Genomic DNA, 25,843 nt, shown 5'->3' on the forward strand with positions numbered 1-25,843 from the left:
ACAGAATTGACGCCAAGGAAATGTCAAATCTGAGGCATGATGCGGCCTCTTTGCAATTCGGGTTGAACTTTGGTCGTGAGCCTTGTCTTAACACTCATCTTGCGGCCAATTCCAAAAACCGCTCCCCTGAACTAACCGGTTAAATATATGCGCCCATTGAAACAGGCAATTTATTCCAGCCGTACGGCTGACAAGTTCGTCGTACGTCTGCCAGACGGAATGCGGGAACGCATTGCCGAGGTGGCTCGCAATCATCACCGCAGCATGAACTCCGAAATCATCGCGCGCCTGGAGCAGAGCCTTATTCAGGAAGGTGCGTTGGGCGAAGAGTTGAGCATGCGCCTGGACAGCCCTGAGCTGTCACTGCACGAACGCGAACTGCTGCAGCGTTTTCGTCAGCTCTCCCACCGCCAGCAAAATGCTCTCGTCTCGCTTATCGCGCACGACGTTGAGGCGGCCGCAGAAGCCAATTGATCTGCAACTGAAAGCCGAAGCCAGCGCTATGCTGGCTTTTTTTTGCGTGAAATTTGAGGGCACCGCAGAGGGCTTGTGTGGGAGCGAGCTTGCATTTGCTAGCAAGCCCGCCCCCACAGGGGATCAGAGCAGAAAGATCGTCGCCAGGCCCAGGAAGATGAAGAAGCCACCGCTGTCGGTCATGGCCGTGATCATCACACTGGCACCCATGGCCGGGTCGCGCCCCAGGCGTGCCAGTGTCATGGGGATCAACACGCCCATCAACGCCGCCAACAGCAGGTTGAGGGTCATGGCAGCCGTCATCACCACGCCCAGCGACCAACTGCCATACAGCAAGTAAGCCACCACGCCGATGACCCCGCCCCACACCAAGCCATTGATCAGGCCCACAGCCAATTCTTTGCGCAACAGGCGCGAGGAGTTGGCCGTACTCACCTGGTCCAGTGCCATGGCACGCACAATCATGGTGATGGTCTGGTTACCGGAGTTACCCCCAATACCTGCCACGATCGGCATCAGCGCCGCGAGGGCGACAAGCTTCTCGATGGAACCTTCGAACAACCCGATCACGCGCGAAGCGATGAACGCCGTGATCAGGTTGATCGCAAGCCACGCCCAACGGTTATGCAGGGAGCGCCAGACTGACGCAAAAATATCTTCCTCTTCACGCAGACCCGCCATGTTGAGGACTTCGGTTTCACTCTCTTCACGAATCAGGTCGACCATTTCATCGATGGTCAAACGGCCAATCAGCTTGCCGTTCTTGTCGACCACAGGCGCCGAGATCAAGTCATAACGCTCAAATGCCTGGGCAGCCTCGTAGGCGTCTTCATCCGGGTGAAAACTCACCGTATCGCTGGCCATCAGATCCGCTACTTTCTTTTCCGGATCATTGACCAGCAGGCGCTTGATCGGCAACACGCCCTTGAGAATGCCTTCGTAGTCGACCACGAACAGTTTGTCAGTATGGCCCGGCAGCTCTTTGAGCCGACGCAGGTAACGCAAGACCACTTCCAGGCTGACGTCTTCGCGGATGGTGACCATCTCGAAGTCCATCAATGCGCCGACCTGATCCTCGTCATAAGACAACGCGGAGCGCACACGCTCACGCTGCTGGCTGTCGAGGGCCTCCATCAACTCATGGACAACATCACGCGGCAGCTCAGGCGCCAGGTCAGCCAGTTCGTCGGCGTCCATCTCCTTGGCAGCGGCCAGGAGCTCGTGATCGTCCATGTCGGCGATCAGGGTTTCACGGACCGAGTCGGATACTTCAAGGAGGATGTCGCCGTCGCGGTCAGCCTTGACCAACTGCCACAGGGTCAGTCGATCATCGAGTGGCAAGGCTTCAAGAATATAAGCGACGTCGGCGGAGTGCAGATCATCGAGCTTGCGTTGCAGCTCAACGAGGTTTTGCCGGTGAACCAGGTTTTCGACGCGGTCGTGGTGCGGACCTTCCTGGCGGTGCGTGAGGTCTTCGACCACGCGCTGACGCTGCAGCAGCTCGATGACTTGAGCCAGGCGATCCTGCAGGCTGTCTTGTGTTTTCTTTACTTCTACTTCGGTCATAGGCGAACTCCACTCCCAGCAGCGGGGCACGCCGGAAGGATCAATCAGTCAATTCATGATTGGTAAAACGGGGTACTGAGCAACTACTGGGTAAGTCCATGGAGGTATTCCACAAGCCCCGGCGGGGCTGACGGGCGCAATGATACACGCTGCGCGCGCTTTAAACGTTAAAAAACTGGAAAGAACAAGCGCTTGCGAGCCAAAGCTGAGCATTGGCTGCATCTATGAACTGCGACGACACAGCCCGAAAGGAAAACACATGAGACAGGAGAAAGAGTTGAAATCCTACACAAACCCCAGACGGCAAAAAGCCCGCACTAGGCGGGCTTTTTGTTTGTATGGTGCACTCGACAGGATTCGAACCTGTGACCGCTCGGTTCGTAGCCGAGTACTCTATCCAGCTGAGCTACGAGTGCAGATTGTGTTTTTAGACCAGATCACAACTGGTTGAAGCCAAGTCACCTGCATTGCTGCAACTGACTCTTAAATGGTGCACTCGACAGGATTCGAACCTGTGACCGCTCGGTTCGTAGCCGAGTACTCTATCCAGCTGAGCTACGAGTGCATTTGTTGCCGCGCATTATAGGCCGTTCAATCTCTATGTAAAGCTATTTTTTCGTTTAATTTCAACAACTTAGCGAAAAAACCAGATTGCAACGTACTAAGCAAATAATGGCGGAGAACGGGGGATTCGAACCCCCGACACCCTTTTGAGGTGTACTCCCTTAGCAGGGGAGCGCCTTCGGCCACTCGGCCAGCTCTCCGCAACACGGGGCGTATATTAACCACGTTCATCCCCGTTTGCAAACATAAAAAACGATAAAAATTAAAGGCTTGGTTCTTCGTCCTTCTCTTTCTTGATCCGCAGGTAGATTTCCTCGCGGTGGACAGCTACCTCTTTCGGAGCGTTAACCCCGATACGTACTTGATTGCCTTTGACGCCGAGCACGGTCACGGTGATTTCGCCATCACCGATAATCAGGCTTTCTGCGCACCGACGAGTCAGAATCAGCATAGCTTTCACCTCACGCATTTCAGTTCAGGAACAACAGTCTGCAAAAAAAAGGCGTTCGACCTACAACCTGATGGCCATAGCCCTAACGACCTAAGTATTGTCGAGCGCACGCAAAAGACCATGCGCTCCACAAAAAATGAAAGGCGCGGTATACCGCGCCTTCCTGGTATCGCATCACTCGCCCGGTCGGGCCGGAGCGTCCAGCTCAAAAGCGGTATGCAGCGCGCGCACAGCCAGCTCCAGGTACTTCTCTTCGATCACCACCGAGACTTTGATTTCCGAGGTGGAGATCATCTGGATGTTGATGCTTTCCTTGGCCAACGCCTCGAACATGCGGCTGGCAACGCCGGCATGGGAACGCATGCCCACGCCCACGATCGACACCTTGGCAATCTTGGTATCCCCGACCACTTCACGGGCGCCAATCTCGCTCGCGGTGTTCTGCAGGATACGCTCGGCAGCATCGTACTCGTTGCGGTGCACAGTGAAGGTGAAATCGGTGGTGTTATCGTGCGAAACGTTCTGCACGATCATGTCGACTTCAATGTTCGCGCCACTGATAGGGCCGAGGATCTTGAACGCCACGCCCGGGGTGTCTGGCACGCCACGGATCGTCAGCTTGGCTTCATCGCGGTTGAAAGCGATGCCGGAAATGATCGGCTGTTCCATGGATTCCTCTTCATCAATAGTAATGAGGGTGCCCGGACCCTCTTTGAAGCTGTGCAATACGCGCAGCGGAACGTTGTACTTGCCGGCGAACTCCACCGCGCGGATCTGCAACACCTTGGAACCGAGACTGGCCATTTCCAGCATCTCTTCAAAGGTGATCTTGTCCAGGCGCTGGGCCACGGACACCACACGTGGGTCGGTGGTGTACACACCGTCCACGTCAGTATAGATCTGGCATTCATCGGCCTTGAGCGCCGCTGCCAGCGCCACGCCGGTGGTATCCGAACCACCACGCCCGAGGGTGGTGATGTTGCCCTGCTCGTCCACACCCTGGAAGCCCGCTACAACTACCACGCGGCCGGCTTTCAGATCTGTGCGGATTTTCTGATCGTCAATCTGCAGGATGCGTGCCTTGGTATGCGCGCTGTCGGTGAGGATGCGCACCTGGCTGCCCGTGTAGGACACTGCCGGCACACCACGCTTGTTCAGTGCCATGGCCAGCAAGGCAATGGTTACCTGCTCACCGGTGGACACGATCACATCCAGCTCACGCGGCAGCGGCTGTTGGTCACCACTGATTGCCTTGGCCAGATCGATCAGGCGATTGGTTTCGCCGCTCATGGCCGACAGCACCACCACCAGGTCATCGCCGGCGTCGCGGAATTTCTTAACCTTGTCGGCGACCTGCTCGATTCTTTCGACAGAGCCGACCGAGGTGCCTCCAAATTTCTGTACGATCAAAGCCATTTCTAAGCCGCCTCAGCCCGTAAAGGGGCGCCCAATAAACAAATCGTCCAGCACCCAAACGAGCCCATGACTAGACCATGGGCTCATTAACAGTGCCTTAAATGCCGGCCTCGACAAACGGCACGGTCAGGGCCAGGGCCGCGTCCAGGGAGCCTGCGTCTACACCACCGCCTTGCGCCATGTCCGGACGACCACCGCCCTTCCCGCCCACTGCCGCAGCGGCTTGCTTCATCAAATCACCGGCCTTGAGTTGGCCAGTCAGGTCTTTGGTTACACCGGCAACCAGAACGACCTTTTCCTCATGGACACCGCCGAGCAGGATCACTGCGCGGCCGAGCTTGTTCTTCAACTGATCGACCAAGGCCAACAGCGCCTTGCCGTCCTGGCCGTCCAGGCGCACAGCCAGTACTTTCACGCCCTTGACGTCCAGCGCGGAGGCCGACAGATCGTCGCCCGCTGCGCTCGCCGCCTTGGCTTGCAACTGCTCCAGCTGTTTTTCCAGTGCGCGGTTGCGCTCCAGCACGGCCGACAGCTTATCGATCAGGTTGTCGCGGCTGCCCTTGACCAGGCCGGCCGCTTCCTTGAGTTGTTCTTCAGCCGCATTGAGGTAAGCCAGGGCCGCAGCACCGGTGACCGCTTCAATACGCCGTACACCAGAGGCCACGCCGCCTTCGCTGATGATTTTCAACAGGCCGATATCGCCCGTACGGTTAGCGTGGATACCGCCACACAGTTCCACCGAGAAGCTGCCGCCCATGCTCAGTACGCGCACTTCGTCGCCGTACTTCTCGCCAAACAGCGCCATGGCGCCTTTCTTCTTGGCGGTTTCAATGTCGGTTTCTTCGGTTTCAACCGGGGTATTCTTGCGAATCTCGGCGTTGACGATATCTTCCAGCGCCTTGATCTGCTCAGGCTTGATCGCTTCAAAGTGGCTGAAGTCGAAACGCAGGCGCTGGCTATCGACCAACGAACCCTTCTGCTGCACATGCTCACCCAGCACTTGGCGCAACGCAGCGTGCAGCAAGTGAGTGGCAGAATGGTTCAAAGCAGTTGCATGCCGCACGTCGGCATCGACTTGAGTGTCGACCGGCGCACCGACCGTCAGGTTGCCCAACACCAGCACACCGTGGTGCAGGAACGCGCCGCCGGTCTTGGTGGTGTCACGCACTTCAAAACGCCCGGAGGTCGAGCTCAGGAAACCACAGTCACCCACCTGGCCACCGGATTCGGCGTAGAACGGCGTCTGGTCGAGGACCACCACCGCTTCGTCGCCTTCGCTCAATACGTCGACCGACTTGCCATCTTTGTAGATGGCCACGATCTTGGCCGCGCCAACGGTCGCCGCGTAACCGGTGAACTCGGTGGGCACGTCAACCTTGACCAGGGTGTTGTAGTCCAGGCCAAAGGAGCTGGCGGAACGGGCACGCACGCGCTGGGCTTCCATCTCACGCTCAAAACCCGCCTCATCGATGGTCAGCTCGCGCTCACGGGCGATGTCGGCGGTCAGGTCCATCGGAAAACCGTAGGTGTCATACAACTTGAACACTACATCGCCCGGCACCACGGTGCCTTTAAGTTCAGCCAGGTCCTGCTCGAGGATCTTCAGGCCGTGCTCCAGGGTCTTGGAGAACTGCTCTTCTTCAGCCTTGAGCACGCGCTCTATGTTGGCCTGCTGCTGCTTGAGTTCCGGGAAGGCATCGCCCATCTCGGCGACCAGCGCGGCCACGATCTTGTAGAAGAAGCTGCCGGTGGCGCCCAGCTTGTTACCGTGACGGCAAGCGCGTCGAATGATGCGGCGCAGCACATAGCCGCGGCCCTCGTTGGACGGCAGCACACCGTCGGCGATCAGGAAGCCGCACGAACGGATGTGGTCCGACACTACCTTGAGCGAAGACTGGTTGTCATTGGCGCAGCCAATGGCGGCCGCCGACGCGCTCAGCAGGTTGGTGAACAGGTCGATTTCGTAGTTGGAATGCACGTGCTGCATCACCGCACTGATCCGCTCCAGGCCCATGCCGGTGTCCACCGACGGCGCCGGCAGCGGATGCAACACGCCATCGGCGGTGCGGTTGAACTGCATGAAAACGTTGTTCCAGATCTCGATGTAACGGTCGCCGTCTTCTTCCGGCGAGCCCGGTGGGCCGCCCCAGATATCGGCGCCGTGATCATAGAAAATCTCGGTGCACGGGCCGCACGGGCCGGTATCGCCCATGGTCCAGAAGTTGTCGGACGCGTAAGGCGCGCCCTTGTTGTCGCCGATGCGAATCATGCGCTCGACGGGCACACCGATTTGCTGGGTCCAGATGTCATAGGCTTCGTCGTCGGTCGCGTAGACCGTGACCCAGAGCTTTTCCTTGGGCAGCTTCAACACGCCGGTCAGGAAGGTCCAGGCGAAGGTAATCGCATCTTTCTTGAAATAGTCGCCGAAGCTGAAGTTACCCAGCATCTCGAAGAAGGTGTGGTGGCGAGCGGTGTAGCCGACGTTTTCCAGGTCGCTGTTCTTGCCGCCGGCGCGTACGCACTTCTGGCTGCTGGTGGCGCGGGTGTAAGCGCGCTTTTCCTGGCCCAGGAAGCAGTCCTTGAACTGGTTCATCCCCGCGTTGGTGAACAGCAGGGTTGGGTCATTGCCTGGGATCAAGGAGCTGGAGGCTACACGGGTGTGGCCTTGCTCTTCGAAGAAGCGAAGGAAGGCTTCACGGATTTCTGCGCTTTTCATTAGGTTCTTCCACGGAGTCTGCGGCCAAAGGCCAGTGCGCAACATCATCAGACGGAGCGACGGCAAAGGGCCGCATTATATCGGCCCTTTGCCGGTGGTACAGCGTGTTTATGCGATAGAAACAGTCAATTAGACGGTCTGCACGATCATTTTCGGGAAAACTCGACAAATGTCTGCACCACCTGCTCCATCTGCACTCGGCTGACATCCAGGTGAGTGACCATGCGCAGACGCGGCGCGGCGCTCAACTTGATCCCGCGTTCGGCGGCAAAGGCCTTCAGCGCCTGGGCCTGATCGCCAATCTGCACGTACACCATGTTGGTTTGCACCGGCTCCACTTCAAAGCCTGCGTCGCGCAGTGCATCGCCCAGCCATTGGGCGTTGGCGTGGTCATCCGCCAAGCGCTGCACCTGATGATCCAGGGCATACAAGCCCGCCGCCGCCAGCGAGCCGGCCTGGCGCATGCCGCCACCGACCATCTTGCGCAGGCGCCGCGCCTTGGCGATCAGCGCGGTGGAGCCGCACAGCACCGAGCCGATCGGCGCGCCGAGGCCTTTGGACAGGCACACCGACACCGAGTCGAAATGCTGGGCAATCTCCCGCGCATCCACACCGAGCTTCACCGCCGCGTTGTAGAGTCGCGCGCCGTCCAAGTGCAAGGCCAGGCCATGTTCACGGGTAAACGCCCGCGCTTTCGCCAGGTACGCCAGCGGCAGCACTTTGCCCTGCATGGTGTTTTCCAACGCCAACAGGCGGGTGCGGGCGAAGTGGAAATCATCGGGCTTGATCGCCGCCAGTACGTGGTCCAGGTCCAGCGAACCGTCGGCTTGCACCTCCAGCGGCTGCGGCTGGATCGAGCCGAGCACCGCCGCGCCACCGCCTTCGTATTTGTAGGTGTGGGCCTGCTGGCCGACGATGTATTCCTCGCCACGCTCACAGTGGGCCATCAAGGCAAGCAGGTTGCTCATGGTGCCCGTCGGCACAAACAACGCAGCGGCAAAGCCCAGGCGCTTGGCCAGTTCGGCTTCCAGATGGTTGACGCTCGGGTCTTCGCCGTAGACGTCATCACCGCTGACGGCAGTGGCCATCGCGTTGAGCATGCCGGCGGTGGGTTGGGTCACGGTGTCGCTGCGCAGGTCTATGACGGTCATCCGGGGGCCTCTGAATAGGGTTGTCGTATTGACGATTACTGCGGGCAAAGCCACGCAATATCAAGCCCCACGTGCATTCAATCGAATACCAACCAAACAAACCGATATAGGTTATCGATACGGCGATCGTGCAGTTTCTGAAAAAGCATGTTAAAAACTCTCCGCCGCCAGGGTTCTGGCGGCAACGTTCTCAGGGCGGGGTGTAATTCCCCACCGGCGGTAATTGCACGCAATGTGCATAGCCCGCGAGCGCTTGGCGCCTCGAACTGCTCACGCAGGACGGCGACAAGGTCAGCAGACCCGGTGTGATCCCGGGGCCGACGGTCATAGTCCGGATGAAGAGAGAACGGGATTGGCACCCAAGGGCCGCGCGATGAACTCATGCCTGCATGATGCCGCTGTTCGTACCCTTGAAATCCCATTCGATTCATAACGCCCTGTTTTTTTCTTAAACAGGAGTCAGAACATGCAACCCACCGCAATCGACAGCAAAAGCAAAAACCACCACGGCGAGCGCGTCGCGTTTATCCAGGCCTGCTGGCACAAGGATATTGTCGACCAATCGCGCAAAGGCTTCCTCGCCGAAATGATCGCCCAGGGCTACCAGGAATCGGACATCGATTTCTTCGAAGTCGGCGGCGCCTTCGAAATGCCCCTGCACGCCAAGCTGCTGGCCAAGACCGGCCGTTACGCCGGTATCGTTGCCGCGGCATTGGTGGTGGACGGTGGCATCTACCGCCACGAATTCGTCGCCCAATCGGTGGTCAGCGGCCTGATGCAGGTTCAGCTGGAAACCGAAGTGCCGGTATTCTCCGTGTCCCTGACCCCGCACCACTTCCACGCGGGCAGCGAGCACCACACCTTCTTCTACGAGCACTTCGTACACAAGGGCCAGGAAGCCGCGCGCACGTGCGCCGACACGCTGCACAAGGTGCGTGCGATCCGTCGCAGCGAGCCGCGTGCTGTAGCGGTCTAAGCAACACCAAAAAACCCGGCCTCAGAGCCGGGTTTTTTGTGGGCGCTTGCTTGTGTGGGAGCTGGCTTGCCTGCGATAGCGGCAGGTCAGTCAACATCACTGTTGCCTGTGCCGCCGCCATCGCAGGCGAGCCAGCTCCCACATTTGATCGCGGCTGTCTTGGGACCTATATCAGGCCAGCATCCGTGGTCGGCACGATCAATATCCCCGCCCGCAAACCATTCTTGACCTTCGGGTTCGGGAAGATGATGCGCGCGCCCTCCTCCTCGATCACCCAGCGGGTCTTGGCCACTTCTTCGGCCAACAGGTAGCCCTTGGCCAATGGCGAAAAGTTTTCTACATCCGCCGGCAGGTGCAGCAGGAAGGCATCACTGTGCTTGATCACTTCGCGAGAGACGGCAAACAATTGCAGGCCATCGAGGCTCTCGGTTTCGGGCTCATCACCTTCGATGATCTGCTTCAACCGTGTCTCCAGGCGTGACACATCCACGCCCTGGTTCTGCCCGAACGGTCGGGCCTTGCCCAATTCCAGGGTGAAGGCTTCGGCGTCGAGTTGCTCGTAGGTGAACGCGGTGAACGTGATCGAGGTTTTGTTCTGCAACAACACCGCCTGCATACCGGCAGCGTTCAGGCGCGCCAGCTCATGGCGCGAATGCTGGCGCCCGTTCTTGAACGGGTACAGCGCGAACTGCTCGATCTTCGAGCCGCGAATGGCCGTGTGCAGGTCGTAATGCAGGCGCGAACGGCCCGGCAGGCTGAAGAAGCTGCGAGCCAGTTGCTCAAGCTCGGCGGCGCGCATGGCCTCCGGGCCGATGTTTTGTTCGTGACGGCCGTTGAACAGCCGGTTGACGTCCAGCTCAAGGTAACGCTCGCCGCGGCGCATGGCCTCGGGGTTGCCGAACAGGAACAGAATACGATTGCGGGGTTTGATCTCCCCACGGGCAATGCCATGCAACAGGCGGTCGAGCAATTCGATCGGCGCGGTTTCGTTGCCATGGATGCCGGACGACAACAGCAGGTCGCCGCCGTTGTCCAAGGCCTGCGGAGGGCGCACTTCAAGCGCGCCTTCGCTGAGCCAGCGCATCTGCACGCCGTCGACAGTCAGTTGAATTTTTTGCGCCGGTTCGCGACCGGCGAGGGTCAGTTCAAGCAGTTTGCCGAGGGCGAGCATAAGCAGCTTCCTTAGTGGTTGCAGCCAGGACCGTGAACGTGATCGTCGTCATCACCTTCAACGTCGGCCGGTTCCATTTCCAATTGCAGGCTCATCAGGTTGGTGGCCAGTGGGCGCATCAGCAGGTTGGCGTATTCAGCGTCACCTTCTTCCACGTCCACGCCGATCAGCAGTTGGCCACGGCCGTCGTGCTGGATCCAGATTTCCTTGCCCTGCCACACCACGGCGACGCGGGTGCAGGAGGTTTCCAGCTGGGTGCCGTCGGTGTCTTCAAGGATCAGTTTGAGGGTGTCGGTGGTCATAAATTGTTCTCAGCATAGGGTGTAAAAAGAGGCAGATTTAATTGATCTGGAAAGGATAAACCGAGCCCAGTTTAAGGATTTGCGTCAGTTCATCCAGTGCCGTCCGGCACTCAAGCAGCAATTGCGGGTCAGCCAGGTCGCTTTCACGCAGGCTGTCGCGGTAGTGCTTGTCGACCCATTGGGTCAGCGTTTCGTACAACGGCGCGGTCATGATAACGCCTGGGTTCACCGCCGCCAGTTCCGATTCATTCAAGGCCACGCGCAAGCGCAGGCACGCCGGGCCACCGCCGTTCTGCATGCTTTGCTTGAGGTCGAAGACCTTGACTTCGCGGATCAGCCCACCGGAGGCCGTCAGGCCTTGCAGGTACTGCCAGACGCGCTCGTTGGCGCGGCATTCTTCCGGCACGATCAGCAGCATCGAGCCGTCGGCGCGGGTCAGCAACTGGCTGTTGAACAGGTAGGAACGCACCGCGTCTTCGACGCTGACCTCGGCGCGTGGCACACACACCGACTGGAAGTTGCCACCCAGCTTGCCCAACTTGCCTTGCAGTTCGGCGAGCATCTGCTCGGTATTGAGGAACGCGTCCTCGTGGTAAAACAACACCTCGCCGTTGCCCACCGCGATCACGTCATTGTGGAACACACCGGCATCGATTACCGCCGGGTTCTGCTGGCCGTACACCACGCCGTCATCTTTCAAGCCGTGCAGGCGTGCAACCGCCTGGGAAGCTTCAAGGGTCTGGCGCGCCGGGTATTTTTGCGGCGCCGGGTAACGGGTGTCGAACGCACTGCGCCCGAACACGAAAAACTCAACCCCGGCCTCGCCGTAGTCACGGCAAAAACGCGTGTGGTTGGCGGCGCCCTCATCGCCGAACTGCGCCACCGCCGGCAACGCGGCGTGATGGGCGAAGTGCTTCTGGTCGGCAAACATCGCCCCCAGCACACGGCTGGTGGTCGGGTGCTCGATGCTGCGGTGGTATTTGCAGTTGAGGTTGGCGGCGGTGAAGTGCACGCGGCCATCCGCCGTATCGGCGCTCGGGCTGACCGTGGCGGCGTTGGCCACCCACATGCTCGACGCCGAGCAGCTGGCCACCAGCAATGGCATCGCCTGCTTGGCGGCCTGCTGGATCACTTGGGCGTCAGTGCCGCTGAAACCGAGGCTGCGCAAGGCGGCCACATCCGGGCGCTCTTGCGGCGCCAGCACGCCTTGCACAAAGCCCATGTCCATCAGGGCTTTCATTTTCTGCAGGCCCTGCAACGCCGCAACCTTGGGGTTCGAAGACTGCTGGCTGTTGCTCTGGGACGCGACGTTGCCATAGGACAAACCGCCGTAGTTATGGGTCGGCCCCACTAGACCGTCAAAATTGACTTCACAGGATTTCATCGGCGAGGCTCCACGAACATCTGTTTTTATAGGCATCAAGTTACTTGAACACACCACTGACCTTGTGTGGGAGCTGGCTTGCCTGCGATGGCATCACCTCGGTTTTACTGAAAAACCGAGGCGCCTGCATCGCAGGCAAGCCAGCTCCCACACAAGCCCGCACCCACATTTAGATCAGCGTTACCCCTGGCGTCAGTGTCGCTGGCAATACCAAACTCGGGGTCTCCAGCGACGCCACCGGGTACGCGCAATAATCCGCCGCGTAATACGCACTGGCGCGATGGTTGCCCGAAGCACCCACACCACCGAACGGTGCGGTACTGGCAGCGCCCGTCAGCTGTTTGTTCCAGTTGACGATACCGGCGCGGCTTTCCAGCCAGAACTGCTGGTAGCGCGCTTCGGAATCCGACAACAGACCCGCAGCCAGACCATATTGAGTGTTGTTGGCCTCGGCAATCGCCCCGGCAAAATCAGCGTAGCGGATCACTTGCAGCAATGGGCCGAACAGCTCTTCATCCTCACGCTCGGTCACGCCGGTTACATCAATGATGCCTGGGGTCAGCAAGGCGGCCTGAGCCTGCGGCTGAGTCATTTCCAACAGCGCCACCGCGCCATTGGCCAGCATCCACTCCTGGGCATCCATCAAGGCTTTGGCCGCGCCGAGGGAAATCACCGACCCCATGAACGGTGCCGGCTGCTGGTCGAATGCACCGACTTCAATCGTCGCACTGACCGCCACCAGACGCGCCAGCAAGGCATCGCCCCAGGCGCCTTCGGGCACCAGCAAACGCCGGGCGCACGTGCAGCGCTGGCCAGCCGAAATGAATGCCGACTGAATAATGGTGTAGACCGCCGCATCCACATCGGCCACTTCATCGACCACCAATGGGTTGTTGCCACCCATTTCCAGGGCCAGGATCTTGTCCGGGCGCCCGGAGAACTGCTGGTGCAGATGGTTGCCGGTGCGGCTGGAGCCAGTGAAGAACAACCCGTCAATGCCAGGGTTGGCCGCCAGGGCGATACCGGTTTCCCGCGCACCTTGCAGCAGGTTCAACACGCCCGCCGGCAAACCGGCTTCAACCCAGCATTGCACGGTCAGCTCGGCGACTTTGGGGGTCAGTTCGCTCGGTTTGAACAACACCGTGTTACCCGCCAGCAAGGCCGGGACGATATGCCCGTTCGGCAAATGGCCCGGGAAGTTGTACGGGCCGAACACCGCCACCACACCGTGGGGCTTGTGGCGCAATACGGCCGTGGCGTCGCCCAACGGGCCGCTCTTTTCGCCGGTACGTTCGCGGTAGCTTTGCACCGAGATGGCAATCTTGTTGGCCATGCTGGTGACTTCGGTGGCCGATTCCCACAGCGGCTTGCCGGTTTCCTCACCGATGCAACGGGCGATTTCATCGGCGCGCGTTTTCAGCGCAGCGGCAAAGGTTTCCAGCACGCTGATGCGTTCTTCCAGCGGGCGCCTGGCCCACGCTGGAAACGCCTGACGCGCGGCTTGCACGGCCGACTCGACCTGCTCGGCAGTGGCGCCATTACCAGTCCACAGCACCTGCTGGGTCACCGGGTTGCGCGACTCAAACAGCTCACCCTGGCCGGCCAGCCAGCTACCTGCGATATACAGCGAATTCATTATTTCGACTCCCGAGCAGCAGACAGCGCAACAGCGCGCACTTGATCACCCACCACCAGTTGCAGGCGTTTGGCGGTTTGCGGATCGACCACCAACGTGCCTGCCGCCAGCCGGGCCGGAGCGGCAGTAATGCGGCACTCCTCGCGCTTGCGGTTATGGATCAGGAACGGCGTAGCGTCGTCCCCCGGCGTGCCGATGGCCAACACCAGCGACTGGCTGTCGCGCACCGCACGGATTTTGCTGGTTTCACATTCCACCGCCGGGCCGGCGTCGAAGATATCGACATAACCCTGGTAGCTGAAGCCCTCACTCTTGAGCATGCTCAATGCAGGCTCGGTGTCCGGGTGGACCTTGCCGATCACATTACGCGCGTCTTCAGACAAGAAGCAGCTGTACAGCGGAAACTTCGGCATCAGCTCGGCGATAAACGCCTTGTTGCCCACGCCGGTGAGGTAATCGGCCTGGCTGAACTCCATCTTGAAGAAGTGCCGGCCCAGGCTTTCCCAGAACGGTGAGCGCCCGGCGTCGTTGGACACGCCACGCATCTCGGCAATGATCTTGTTGCCGAACAGCTGCGGGAACTCGGCGATAAACAGCAGGCGCGCCTTGGCCAGCATGCGGCCGTTGAGGCCGGTGCGGTAATCGGCGTGCAGGAACAACGAGCACAACTCGGAATTGCCGGTAAGGTCGTTAGCCAGGAACAGCGTCGGAATCTCGCGGTAAATGTTCAGCTCCTGGGAAGCGCTGACCGTGAGGCCGACCCGGAAGTTGTACCAAGGCTCACGCAGGCCGACGGCACCGGCAATGGCAGAAATGCCCACCACACGGCCTTCGTCGTTTTCCAGCACGAACAGGTAGTCGGCATCACCCCGCCCGGCTTCACCGCGAAAGGTTTTTTCCGCCCAGCCAACTCGATGGGTCAGGCGCTCCTCGTTGGCCGGCAAGGTGGTGAGGCCGGTGCCGGTGCTGCGCGCCAGATCAATCAGGGCCGGTAAATCGCTGCTGCGTACGGGACGAACGATCATGCTATCTCCTCAGACGGGCCGCTTTGCAGCCACCCGCGAAACTCTCTTTTTAAACCGCTACCAGACGCACACTTGCGCCTTCGCCAACGCCCAGGGCTTCAGCCGCTTCCAGGTCCAGGGTCACCGGCTTGCCGGGCGCGTAGTCCAGTTCCAGCATCACCGCGCGGTAATCCTGCAACTGCGCGTTGCTCACCAGGTACTGGCGGCCGACACCTTTGACCATCTCGCCGATTTTTACCGGCACCACGCGGCTCTGGGCGATCGAGCGAATGCCCGAAACCCGTGCGTGCAACGTTGGGCCGCCGTCGAAGATGTCGATGTAGTGGTCGGTCTCAAAACCTTCGCGCATGAGGATGTCGAAGGTGATTTGCGCACGCGGGTGCACCTGGCCCATGGCTTCCTGGGCTTCATCCGGCAACAGCGGCACGTAGATCGGGTAATGCGGCATCAGCTCGGCGAGGAAGGTGCGGCTTTTAAGCCCGCACAGGCGCTCGGCGGCGGCGTAATTGAGGTCGAAGAAGTTGCGACCGATGGCGTCCCAGAACGGCGAATCACCGTTCTCGTCGCTGTAGCCGACAATCTCGGTCACCACCGAGTCGGCAAAGCGCTCGGGGTGGCTGGCCACGAACAGCAAGCGGCCACGGGAATTGAGTTCCGACCACGGCGAACCAACCAGCGCAGGCTGCACGTAGAAACTGGTGAGCAGGCTGTTGCCGGTGAGGTCATGGCACTGGGAAAGCACGTGGATCTTGTTGTGGATCTTCAGCTCGCGGGAAGCGTGCACGAAGGTCTCGTTACGAAAGCTGTAGAACGGTTCGGAGTAACCGGCCGACGCGACGATGGCCGAGCAGCCGGCGAGCTTGCCGGTCTCGGTGTCTTCGAGCACGAAGAAATAGCTTTCTTCACCGTTGAAACTCACCTCGGCCGCGAAAGACGCTTCGCTGGCAGCGATTTTATCGCTCAGGCGTTCCACATCGTCCGGCAAGGAGGTGACACCAATCGGGCTGTCCGCAGCCAGACGCTGTACCTCGCCCAGATCAGCCATTTGCGCGGGGCGCATCACCAGCATGGTGTCACTCCTTAACTCGAAAAACTCATAGGGGAAAAAATGCCGGACAGGTTTTCAATCAGAGAGGGCTTGTGTGGCGAGGGAGCTTGCTCCCGCTGGGCTGCGTAGCGGCCCCAAGATTTTGGGAGCGCTTCGCACTCCAGCGGGAGCAAGCTCCCTCGCCACACAAGCGGCTCCCACATTTGATCCGGTCCGGCCTTTAGAATTTTTGTTCGACGCCCGGATCACCAGGCGCCAAGCGGTCCATCAAGCTTGCGTCAACGTCTTCACAGCACGCTCGAAGCGGTCCAGGCCTTCGTTGATATCCGCCTCTTCCACCACCAGGCTTGGGGCGAAACGCACCACGTCCGGGCCGGCTTGCAGGATCATCAGGTTTTCTTTTTCGGCCGCGTTGAACACGTCCTTGGCACGGCCTTTGAACGCGTCGCTCAGCACGCAACCAATCAGCAGGCCCATGCCGCGCACTTCGGTGAAGATCCCGTATTGCTTGCCGATCTGCGTAAGACGCGCCTTGAACAGGTCGTGCTTGGCGTTCACACCGGCCAGTACTTCTGGGGTGTTGATCACGTCGATCACCGCCTCGGCGACCGCACAGGCCAGCGGGTTGCCGCCGTAAGTAGTGCCGTGGGTGCCGACCACCAGGTGCTTGGCCAGGTCTTCACGGGTCAGCATGGCTGCGATCGGGAAACCACCGCCCAGGCTCTTGGCGCTGGTGAGGATGTCCGGCGTCACGCCGTAATGCTGGTAGGCGAACAGGTGGCCGCTGCGGCCCATGCCGGTTTGCACTTCGTCGAACACCAGCAGCGCATTATTGGCGTCGCACAGTTCGCGGGCGCCTTGCAGGTAAGCCAGTTCGGCTGGCAATACGCCGCCTTCGCCCTGGATCGGCTCCAGCACCACGGCGCAAGTCTTATCCGACACGGCCGCTTTGAGCGCGTCCAGGTCGTTATAAGGCACGTGGGTAATGCCGGTGATTTTAGGCCCGAACCCATCGGAGTACTTGGACTGGCCACCGACGTTGACGGTGAACAGAGTACGGCCGTGGAAGCTGTTCAACGCGGCGATGATCTCGTACTTCTCGGTGCCGAAACGGTCGAACGCAACGCGACGGGCCAGCTTGAATGCGGCCTCGTTGGCCTCGGCGCCGGAGTTGCAGAAGAACACGCGTTCGGCAAAGGTGGCGTCGATCAGCTTATGGGCCAGGCGCAACGCCGGCTCATTGGTGAACACGTTGGAGACGTGCCACAGCTTGTTGGCCTGTTCGGTCAGTGCACCGACCAGCGCCGGGTGGGCATGGCCCAATACGTTAACCGCGATGCCGCCGGCAAAGTCGATCAGCTCGCGACCGGCCTGGTCCCAAACGCGCGAACCTGCGCCACGCACGGGAATGAAGGCGGCAGGTGCGTAGTTGGGCACCATCACCTGGTCGAAATCGGCACGTTGCACCGGGGCTTGCTCAACGGACATCGGAGTCTCCTGAAGAGGAACGCCTGCCTGGAACTGGCGGGCGATGCAGGGATTGTAAGGACAGTTTTCAGCGCGGCCTTGCCGCCAAGCGACAACTTCTTATAGCGCCAACCCGCGTTTTTGGCGGGTTTACGCCAATGCGACAAATAGCGTCGCAATGGCGCAGTTTAAACGTTGCATCGTTTGAGAGGCAGGGGCATCGCCTGCTGATTTCGAAGGTTGTATTAACTATCTGCCCCCTGTACGCCAATCAGACTTGCTGTGATGACGGTGACTCAACCCACTGAAGGATCAGCCACGTGCCTCCCCTGACTCAAACCACGCTCACCCAACACCTGACACTCACCGCCAGCAGGGTGCCCGCCGGGGCTCACACCCGCCTGCCGCAATGGCTGGGCAACGCCTCAAGCGCGCGGCGCGAGACTTTGAAAAACACCCGGCTTGAGTTTGCCGATTGGCAGGCCGACACCCGCCGCCAGCAACAAGCCCCCCTCCAGCAAGCCATGGCCGAGAGCTGGGCCACGCAAAACCAGCTCGACACCGCCCTGGCAGCGCTGCAAGCGCCCCAAGCGTTCGCGGCACCCTTGCTGCAACAGGGTCTTACTTCCCGCTTTGGCATTGAGCTGGATGTCACCGCCACTTACCTGCGCCTTTACGCCCCCGTGACGGTTCCGCTGTTCCCTGTGGACTTGGGAGGCGTCAAGGCCTGGACCGTGTCGCTGGTGGACGCAGCGCTGCACAATTTCGACGCCGCCGAAGGCGAAAAAGCCGCTTACACCACCGACTCCACCTTCATCACCCAACCCTCAGCCGCTGGGCAATTCGACACCCTGCCCGCTGTGAGCGAAAAAATCAGCATCGCGCAATTCGTCGGACTGTGCCGCGAGCTGGACATCGGCGCGCAGTACCAACGCTACCTCAAAGGCTTTTTCGGCTTCCAGAACGCCACGCTGCAGGCATCGCTGCGCAGCAAGGTAATCGCCAATCTCAAAGCCGAGGCGCAAACCTGCGTGCACATGGCGCGCCTGAAAAAAGACGCGAGCGAATCGACGCTGCGCACACTCCAGGCGCAGCTCGACGGCCTCAGAGGCTTGACACTCCAGGGCAAGGTACTGCTCAACCACGACCTGAGCCTGATGGGCGCACCGCTGACCGGCATAGTGCTGTTCGCCGCCGACCTGGAGCAGCACCGAAGCGCAGTCCCCATAGTGGCGTACATTCCCGGCGACCCACTGGCGCCCCTCAAGTATTACCCCGACGGCACAGCATTCATGCGCGACCTGGCCGACAAGCTGCGCGACGCCGACTACCAGGCGTTTTTCAGCCGCTTCGTCAACCAAGAATACCGCGGCTACTTCTTTGCAGACCTCAACAGCCGGCTATCCAAAGTCGTCTGGCACTCGCCGCAGCCCGGCGACTCACGCCCCGCCTGGCGCGACGAACCGGTGGTCAACCCGAACCTGCAGTTCTATGCAACGAAAATCACCGGTGATCTTTACGAACACCTGTACGAGACCAAGCTCGACAAGCTGCTCAATGACGCTCGGGTAACCGCCATCTCCACCGCAGACGCCGACAGCAAGGCACGCTGGCAACGCTGGGACATTGTGCAGAAGGTTGCTAACGCCATTCTCGAAGTCGCCGCCTTCATCGTGACCCCTTTCCTTCCACCACTGGGCGCGCTGATGCTGGGCTACACCGCTTACCAACTGCTCGACGACGTATTCGAGGGCATCATCGATTGGGCTGAGGGCCTCAAGCGTGAAGCCTTCGGGCACCTGATGTCGATCCTCGAGCAAATGGTGCAACTGGGTATGTTCGCAGTCGGCGCACCGATTGCCGAAGATTTGCTGCGACAGGCACTGCCCAACGAACTGTGGCGCTTTTTTGAGCGGCTCACCCCGGTCACAACTGACGGCAAGACCCGCCTGTGGAAGCCCGACCTGGCGCCCTACACCCATGACATTCAACTACCGCCCGAGTCACGCCCCAATCACGAAGGGCTATATGCCCATGCGGATAAACAGATCCTGACACTCAATGGACGACACTTCTCCATCAAGCAGCAATTGGGTAACACTTTCCTTGCCCACCCTACCCGCGCGCACGCTTACCGCCCGCAAATCATCAGCAACGGCAAGGGCGCCTGGCTGACAGCAACAGATCGCCCACTGACCTGGGATCGCAGCACCTTGCTGCGTCGACTCGGCCCACCGGCTGACACACTCAGTGAGACGCGCCTGGAATGGGCGCATCGCATCAGCGGCGCCGACGATGCCGCCCTGCGCAAGCTGCATATGGACCGCCAACCACCGCCTCCACTATTGGCCGACACCCTCAAGCGCGTCGCCATTGATCAGCAACTGCAAGACTTTATCGACCAGATGAACAGTGACGACCCTGCGCAGTATCAAAAAGCCGACCCGCAAACCCAGCTTTGGCTGTTGAGTCAGACCGGCCTGTGGCCCGAGTCCAAGACCTTGCGCTTTCTCAACGCGAAAGGTGAGACCGTCTGGGAGCATAAAGGCCAGGAAAACTCGGCGGTGGCGCAGATACATGAAGCCCAGATGAAAAATGGTGATTTTCTCAAAACGCTGCTGGAAACCCTGGACGAATCAGAACGCAAAATCCTGCTTGAGGAAGAATTCGGCACCCCCGCCACCCAACTGCACGTGCGCGCGGCCAAATTGCGTAAACAGCTGGCACGCCAAGCCCAGGCCAAGCGCGCTTCATTGTTTGACTCCCGCTACCGAGGGCTGGAAACCACCGATGACCCGCGCCTGCAAAAAATCATCGACAGTGCGCCCGGCCTGCCCACCAGTGCGGCGCACGAGGTGCTGTTCGGCGCCAGCGGCCAAGACCTGCTGGCCATGGATCAAGGTAGTCTGCCAACGCATCTGGTGGAGCGCGCACGCTGGGCTGCGCATCAGGTCAGGATCAGTCGAGCGTATGAAGGGTTGTACATGGATGCCCTGGAAAGCAACGACACAGAACAACTCGCGCTGCATTCCCTGGAAAAGCTGCCGGGGTGGTCGCCGCAGGTACGCCTGGAAGTGCGCGACTTCAGCCGCACCGGTACGGTACGGGACACCATCGGCCCGTTGCAGGCACCGATCCAACGCACCTTGGTGCGCGCCATTGATGGCGGTTACGTTCCCGAAGACGGCAAGGGCACCCTGTTCGGCGAAACCGACCTCTATACCGCTGTGCTCCAGGCACTGCCCGACGCGCAACGCGACGCGCTGGGTATCCACATTGGCCAAGGCCCACTGCTGAAACAGACCTTGCGCCAGTACGCGCTGGCCCGTGAGCCGCTGGGGGAGCTGCTGGCAACTGCGCCAGTGCGCAAGCCCTTTTACGACCCCAAGCTGATGCGCTTGCCCGGCGGCATGGAGGGTTACGACGCGAGTGCCCCTGGCAACACAAATAACCTTGAGGCGCTGTTAGTACACGAACTGTATCCCCGCCTCGCCCCAGCAGAAGTGGACTATGTACTGAACGCCATGCGAAGCCACCCTGGCTCGCCCTTACAGACGCTTCATTATTTGAAGGCTGAATTTTCACGACTGGAAACCGACCTCGCGACCTGGCGCTCCAACCTCTCTCAAACCTTCCTCAACACCGAAGTACCGCTTTTCTCCTCAACCGTTGCCGAAGAGAAACTTAATCGCTGGATCTGGACCCACCAACTGCTCCGTGCCTGGCGGCACGAGACCCCGGAGGACGGCGAGTTTTCTCTTGGCCGCCAATTGCACCTCGACGCCCCCTTGCAAAGCGAACTGCCCACCATCAGTGCCAACTTCGACCACATCTGCAACCTGAGATTGAAAGGTTATCCCACCACCCAAGGCGTACCCGCCTTTTTGGCCCACTTCCCCAACCTGCGCACGCTGGATATCAGCGACATAGCACTCAACACACTGCCTCCCGAAGTCATGGCGCGCACCCAGCTCAATCGGCTGACGCTGAGCAATTGCAACCTTAACCTGACCACACAAAGCCGTGCACAGCTTGCCACTTTGAGCCAATTGAGAAGCCTGGACCTTTCCCGCAACTACCAGCTGTCACTTTCTCCCAACCTTGGGCAAATGCCTGAGTTGCAGACGCTGAACCTTAGCCAGACGCATATTTCGCTATTCCCCGAACACCTGATCAATCGCCCTCAGCTCACGAGCGCCGACCTCAGCGGCAACTACCTGAGCAGGCTACCCGACGCGCTGTTCAGCCTGCCCGCCGAACGGGCTAGAGCGTTTGATTTGTCGGGCAACCCCCTTTCACGCGCCACCCTGGAAAAGATCAAACGTTACTGCCAGAGAACCGGCGAACACTTCGGCGCAGACGCCAACCCATTCGAGCGTCGCTTGGTTCATGAGCTTTACCCCACCTTCACTGACGACGAGGCGAATAACTTTATCTTCAGGTTGCCCGGTGAGCTGAATGACTCAATGCCCGCACTCCTGCGCTTGAAAACCGACTACGAGCGACTGCAAACAGACTTGCAGGAGTGGGCATTGGATATACCTGAACGGTACCCGTTCATAGACACGCCCATGGACGAAGGCGTACGAGCGCAACAGCAACTGCTTCGCCACCAGCTCAAGGCCTTGCTGGAGGAGAGCTGGCGACGGGAGACCGGTCTGGATTCAAGCCAGGAGCCGCCGACCACCGATCATGAAATGGCGCTGAAACTGCCTTTACTCGGCGATTTACCGGTGCTGAATATGGACTTTAAACATGTGTCGAAACTGGAGTTGAGCGCAGAGCAAGCCACCTCAATTCCCGAAGGCTTTCTTGTGCGTTTTCCCAACCTGGAAACCCTGCATATTCATCGTTATGCCCTGCCGGACATTCCCGCCGATGTGTTCAAACTGACCAAACTCAAGACACTGATCCTGTCCCATAGCCGTATGCGGTTGACCGCAACCAGCGCCGACGCCTTGAGCGACCTGCAAAACCTTGAGTACCTGGACCTCAGTGGTAACCCACTGGGCATCACGCCCGACGTCAGCAAGATGTCCGGGTTATCCACCCTGATCATCGAAAATGCCGGTCTGACCGAGGTACCCAACGGGACGTTCAACTTGCCATCCCTCGATCAACTGGACCTGAGAAACAACCGGATAACCGAACTTCCCACCGACCTGCTTGAGGTGGCGCCGGACAGGGCCGATGGGTTCGTTCTTGGCGGCAACACGTTCTCGCCTGAAACGATCGCCCTGCTGGTGCCGTATTACAACCGCACCGGAGTGGACTTTGGCATCCCGGAGGTCAGGCAGCGCGCGCAACTCAGCCCAGCGTCGTCAACCGACGTATCAGAAGAAGAAACCGAACAATAAAGGCCACTCAACCACGCTCGGACGGCACCGACGACAATTCAAACGGGCTGCTGCTACGCCGCTGGTTACGGTCTTCACGCGGGGTGGCGCCAAAGAAGTTGCGGTAAGCGCTGGAGAAGTGCGGCCCCGAGGAGAAGCCGCACGACAGGCCGATCTGGATGATCGACTTGCTGGTTTGCATGAGCATCTGGCGGGCCTTGTTCAGGCGCAGTTCCAGGTAATACTGGCTGGGAACGCGGTTGAGGTATTGCTTGAAGATCCGCTCGAGTTGTCGTCGTGACACGCACACATGCTGGGCGATTTCGTCGGTGGTCAGCGGCTCTTCAATATTGGCTTCCATCAGCAGCACGGCCTGGGTCAGCTTCGGATGGCTGGAACCCAGGCGGTTTTGCAGTGGGATGCGCTGGCGCTCGCCGCCTTCGCGGATGCGCTCCACCACCAGTTCTTCGGAGACAGCACCGGCCAGTTCGGCACCGTGATCACGGGCCAGCACCGCCAGCAGCAGATCGAGTACCGACATGCCGCCACAGGCGGTCAGGCGGTCGCGGTCCCAGTCAAACAGATGGCTGGTGGCGATCACCTTGGGGAAGCGCTCGGCGAAGTCGTCCTGCCAGCGCCAGTGCACGGCGGCGCGGTAACCGTCGAGCAAACCCAACTGAGCCAAGGGATACACACCGGCCGACAACCCGCCGATCACGCACCCGGCGCGCACCAACTGCTTGAGTGCAGTACTGAGTTGGGACGCAATGACGGTAGGTGGCTCGTCCGCCAGCAGGAACAGCTTCTGAAAGCCTTCAAGCTTGCCGGCCCACGGTTCGCCCGGTAATTGCCAGGCACCTTCGGTGCGCGGCTCGGCCTGCAAGAACGACAGTTCGTACACAACGTCCGGATGCACCCGTTGAGCAACGCGCAAAGCCTCCTCAGCCAGCGCAAGCGTGAGTGCTTTTGTGCTGGGCCAAATTAGGAAACCAATTTTATGGGCGGTCATTTAGGGGCTATCCGAAGCGAGTAACAGTAATGAAGACAAGGGCCAATGCTAGCCGGTAAACGAACACAAATCTCAAAACATATGGAGAACCAATGTGGGAGCTGGCTTGCCTGCGATGGCGGTGGGTCAGTTGCCACACTGGTTACTGATATATCGCTATCGCAGGCAAGCCAGCTCCCACAGGGAACGAGGCGACCTCAAGGCTGCGAAATATGCACTATTTGAGTGCACAAAAGCAGTCTTGATTATTTCAAGCTACCGGAAAGAAACTGCTGCAACCGCTCGGACTGCGGGTTCACCAGCACTTCACGCGGGTTGCCACGTTCTTCGACGATGCCTTTGTGCAAAAACACCAGTTGGTTCGAGACTTCACGGGCAAAGCCCATTTCGTGGGTCACCACCACCATGGTGCGGCCTTCCTGGGCCAGGTCCTGCATCACCTTGAGCACTTCGCCGACCAGTTCCGGGTCGAGGGCCGAGGTCGGTTCGTCGAACAGCATCACCTCCGGCTCCATTGCCAGGGCGCGGGCGATGGCCACGCGCTGCTGCTCGCCGCCGGACATGTGGCCGGGGAACGCATCCTTACGATGGCCCACACCAACTTTGGCCAGGTAGTGCTCGGCCTTTTCACGCGCGTCTTTTTTCGACATGCCCAGCACGTGCACCGGCGCTTCCATCACGTTTTCAAGCGCAGTCATGTGCGACCACAGGTTGAAATGCTGGAACACCATGGACAGGCGCGAACGCATGCGCTGCAGCTGTTTCGGGTCGGCGGCCTTCATGGCGCCGTCCTTGTTGGCCACCAGTTTCAGCTCTTCGTTATTGAGCAGAATCTTGCCGGCGTGGGGTTGCTCCAGCAGGTTGATGCAGCGCAAAAAGGTACTTTTGCCCGAACCACTGGAACCGATGATGCTGATCACATCACCGGCCGCGGCGGCCAGGGACACGCCTTTGAGCACTTCATGACTGCCATAGCGTTTATGCAGGTCTTGGACTTCAAGTTTGTACATGCGGTCGGTTCTCACAAAAACAGGTGGTCAGTCGTTGAGCAAGCGCCCGTGGCGCAGCGCTTCGCGCCCCGCCACCTTGGCCAGCCAGAAACCCGCTTGGGCATAACGTAGCCGTTCAACGGCAAACAACACCCCGGACGTCCCCGCGCAAACAATGCTGACGCGGTCGGTCAGAGGGTCAATCACTTCAAAAATCTCATCGCCCGCCTCTACCCGGTCACCGGCTTTACGCAGGTAACTGATCACACCGGCATGGGGCGCAAACAGCAACTCGGTACCTTCGAAGGGCAAGCCTTCGCACGCGTCGTATTGCGGCGCCGGCCATTGGCCGGTGATCAAGCCTTGCTCGGCGAGGAACGCGAGGATGCCTTCGGCGTGGAAAATCGCTTCATCACGGCCGGTGTCGGCCTGGCCGCCCAATTCCAGGGTAGTCGCCAGGCACGCCAGCGGAACCTGTGCTTCGGGGAACGCCTGTGACAGACGCAACCACGGCAGCGAGCAGGCTTCATCAAACGAACTGCCGCCGGAGTCTTCCGCCAGCAGGCCGACTTTCACACCCAGGTGCGCCGACAACGAGCGCCACTGCGGCCAGTGCTGGGGCAACGCATACATGTGCAACGCGGCTTCGGCGTCGCAATGCAGGTCCAGGACGATATCGGCGGTGCAGGCGTGGCTCAGCAAGATGCGCTGCATGCCTTGCAGCTGGCTGCTCGGCGCGGGCAATGCATTGAGTGCGTCGGTCATCGCCTGGCGGATCATGCGCACATTCGCGTGCGGGTCATCGCCTAGCTTGCCCTTGAGCAACTCGGCAACCGGCGCGCTCAGCTCGACGAAATCACGGTTGAAATTCTTGCCGCTGCCGACTTCGAAACGCCCCTGGTGGCTGCCTTGCAGCAATTGGCCCAGGCCCATCGGGTTGGCCACCGGCACCAGCTCGATCACCCCGTTGAGGGCGCCTTGCTGTTCCAGTTCAGTGAGGCGCTTTTTCAGCTCCCACGCGGCGCGCATCCCCGGCAATTCGTCGGCGTGCAGGCTGGCCTGGATATAGGCCTTGCGCTCGCCACTGCCAAAACGAAACACGCTCAGTTGGCGCTCGCAGCCCAGGTGGCCCCAGGGCAACAGGTGATCGATACGTTCCATA

General features: G+C 60.0%; 18 protein-coding genes, 3 tRNA genes and 1 riboswitch. Of the genes, 3 read left to right on the forward strand and 18 right to left on the reverse strand.

Translation table 11 applies throughout. The features are described from left to right. Positions 1-147: 147 nt before the first annotated feature. Positions 148-474: an Arc family DNA-binding protein gene (locus HX790_RS09165; protein ID WP_003193592.1), complete on the forward strand. Its 327-nt coding sequence runs from the start codon at positions 148-150 to the stop codon at positions 472-474. Between the two features lie 123 nt (positions 475-597). Here HX790_RS09165 and mgtE read toward each other — a convergent pair whose 3' ends face one another. The 8 genes from mgtE to ltaE all read right to left on the reverse strand — a co-directional run bounded on the left by mgtE (position 598) and on the right by ltaE (position 8,338). Further along, entirely contained in the window at positions 598-2,040 is a 1,443-nt protein-coding gene (gene mgtE, locus HX790_RS09170; RefSeq protein ID WP_017138415.1) for a magnesium transporter, read from the reverse strand. Positions 2,041-2,379: 339 nt separating this feature from the next. Then, positions 2,380-2,456: transfer RNA gene (locus tag HX790_RS09175), tRNA-Arg, on the reverse strand. Positions 2,457-2,528: 72 nt separating this feature from the next. Further along, a tRNA-Arg gene (locus HX790_RS09180) sits at positions 2,529-2,605 on the reverse strand. 108 nt (positions 2,606-2,713) lie between these two features. Continuing rightward, a tRNA-Ser gene (locus tag HX790_RS09185) sits at positions 2,714-2,804 on the reverse strand. A gap of 62 nt (positions 2,805-2,866) precedes the next feature. Further along, complete coding sequence (gene csrA, locus HX790_RS09190) at positions 2,867-3,055, reverse strand: carbon storage regulator CsrA (protein ID WP_003175645.1); 189 nt, start codon at positions 3,053-3,055, stop codon at positions 2,867-2,869. A 174-nt stretch (positions 3,056-3,229) separates the two neighbouring features. Next, a complete protein-coding gene (locus HX790_RS09195; RefSeq protein WP_017138417.1) occupies positions 3,230-4,471 on the reverse strand; it encodes an aspartate kinase in 1,242 nt (413 codons plus the stop codon). 97 nt (positions 4,472-4,568) lie between these two features. Continuing rightward, positions 4,569-7,187, reverse strand: a complete 2,619-nt coding sequence (gene alaS, locus HX790_RS09200; protein ID WP_138450939.1) for an alanine--tRNA ligase — start codon at positions 7,185-7,187, stop codon at positions 4,569-4,571. Positions 7,188-7,333: 146 nt separating this feature from the next. Then, entirely contained in the window at positions 7,334-8,338 is a 1,005-nt protein-coding gene (gene ltaE, locus HX790_RS09205; protein ID WP_138450940.1) for a low-specificity L-threonine aldolase, read from the reverse strand. A gap of 182 nt (positions 8,339-8,520) precedes the next feature. Then, positions 8,521-8,690: riboswitch (FMN riboswitch) on the forward strand. 114 nt (positions 8,691-8,804) lie between these two features. Here ltaE and HX790_RS09210 point away from each other — a divergent pair. Further along, a complete protein-coding gene (locus tag HX790_RS09210) occupies positions 8,805-9,314 on the forward strand; it encodes a 6,7-dimethyl-8-ribityllumazine synthase (protein WP_003233516.1) in 510 nt (169 codons plus the stop codon). Between the two features lie 166 nt (positions 9,315-9,480). Here the strand turns inward: HX790_RS09210 and astE are convergent, their stop codons facing one another. The 7 genes from astE to HX790_RS09245 form a co-directional block, all read right to left on the reverse strand. Beyond that, positions 9,481-10,485, reverse strand: a complete 1,005-nt coding sequence (gene astE, locus HX790_RS09215) for a succinylglutamate desuccinylase (RefSeq protein ID WP_176991456.1) — start codon at positions 10,483-10,485, stop codon at positions 9,481-9,483. An 11-nt stretch (positions 10,486-10,496) separates the two neighbouring features. Continuing rightward, positions 10,497-10,787: a hypothetical protein gene (locus tag HX790_RS09220; protein WP_003214319.1), complete on the reverse strand. Its 291-nt coding sequence runs from the start codon at positions 10,785-10,787 to the stop codon at positions 10,497-10,499. Between the two features lie 37 nt (positions 10,788-10,824). Next, a complete protein-coding gene (gene astB, locus HX790_RS09225) occupies positions 10,825-12,171 on the reverse strand; it encodes an N-succinylarginine dihydrolase (protein WP_017138421.1) in 1,347 nt (448 codons plus the stop codon). A 169-nt stretch (positions 12,172-12,340) separates the two neighbouring features. Beyond that, positions 12,341-13,810, reverse strand: coding sequence for a succinylglutamate-semialdehyde dehydrogenase (gene astD / locus HX790_RS09230; RefSeq protein WP_176991506.1), 1,470 nt, complete (start codon positions 13,808-13,810; stop codon positions 12,341-12,343). After that, on the reverse strand, positions 13,807-14,832 hold the full coding sequence (astA, locus tag HX790_RS09235) for an arginine N-succinyltransferase (protein WP_017138423.1): 1,026 nt from the start codon (positions 14,830-14,832) through the stop codon (positions 13,807-13,809). The genes astD and astA overlap by 4 nt, the downstream gene beginning before the upstream one ends. A gap of 49 nt (positions 14,833-14,881) precedes the next feature. After that, positions 14,882-15,901 carry an arginine/ornithine succinyltransferase subunit alpha gene (aruF, locus tag HX790_RS09240; protein WP_017138424.1) on the reverse strand — a complete coding sequence of 340 codons (1,020 nt, stop codon included), beginning with the start codon at positions 15,899-15,901 and terminating at the stop codon, positions 14,882-14,884. Positions 15,902-16,147: 246 nt separating this feature from the next. Continuing rightward, the gene (locus tag HX790_RS09245) at positions 16,148-17,368 is read right to left on the reverse strand and encodes an aspartate aminotransferase family protein (RefSeq protein ID WP_017138425.1); all 1,221 of its coding nucleotides are present in this window, start codon (positions 17,366-17,368) and stop codon (positions 16,148-16,150) included. A gap of 299 nt (positions 17,369-17,667) precedes the next feature. Here HX790_RS09245 and HX790_RS09250 point away from each other — a divergent pair, with 299 nt between their 5' ends. After that, positions 17,668-22,704: a leucine-rich repeat domain-containing protein gene (locus HX790_RS09250; protein ID WP_176991457.1), complete on the forward strand. Its 5,037-nt coding sequence runs from the start codon at positions 17,668-17,670 to the stop codon at positions 22,702-22,704. 7 nt (positions 22,705-22,711) lie between these two features. On the opposite strand, the gene HX790_RS09255 is transcribed toward HX790_RS09250, so the two are convergent. The 3 genes from HX790_RS09255 to HX790_RS09265 all read right to left on the reverse strand — a co-directional run bounded on the left by HX790_RS09255 (position 22,712) and on the right by HX790_RS09265 (position 25,842). Further along, positions 22,712-23,692 (reverse strand): GlxA family transcriptional regulator, encoded by a 981-nt coding sequence (locus HX790_RS09255; RefSeq protein WP_017138427.1) that lies wholly within the window; start codon positions 23,690-23,692, stop codon positions 22,712-22,714. Between the two features lie 245 nt (positions 23,693-23,937). Continuing rightward, positions 23,938-24,702 carry an ABC transporter ATP-binding protein gene (locus tag HX790_RS09260; RefSeq protein WP_003214336.1) on the reverse strand — a complete coding sequence of 255 codons (765 nt, stop codon included), beginning with the start codon at positions 24,700-24,702 and terminating at the stop codon, positions 23,938-23,940. Positions 24,703-24,729: 27 nt separating this feature from the next. Further along, entirely contained in the window at positions 24,730-25,842 is a 1,113-nt protein-coding gene (locus tag HX790_RS09265) for a succinylglutamate desuccinylase/aspartoacylase family protein (RefSeq protein ID WP_099548199.1), read from the reverse strand. Between the last annotated feature and the right edge of the window lies 1 nt (position 25,843).

Source organism: Pseudomonas sp. IPO3747 (assembly GCF_013385245.1).
Taxonomy (GTDB): domain Bacteria; phylum Pseudomonadota; class Gammaproteobacteria; order Pseudomonadales; family Pseudomonadaceae; genus Aquipseudomonas; species Aquipseudomonas edaphica.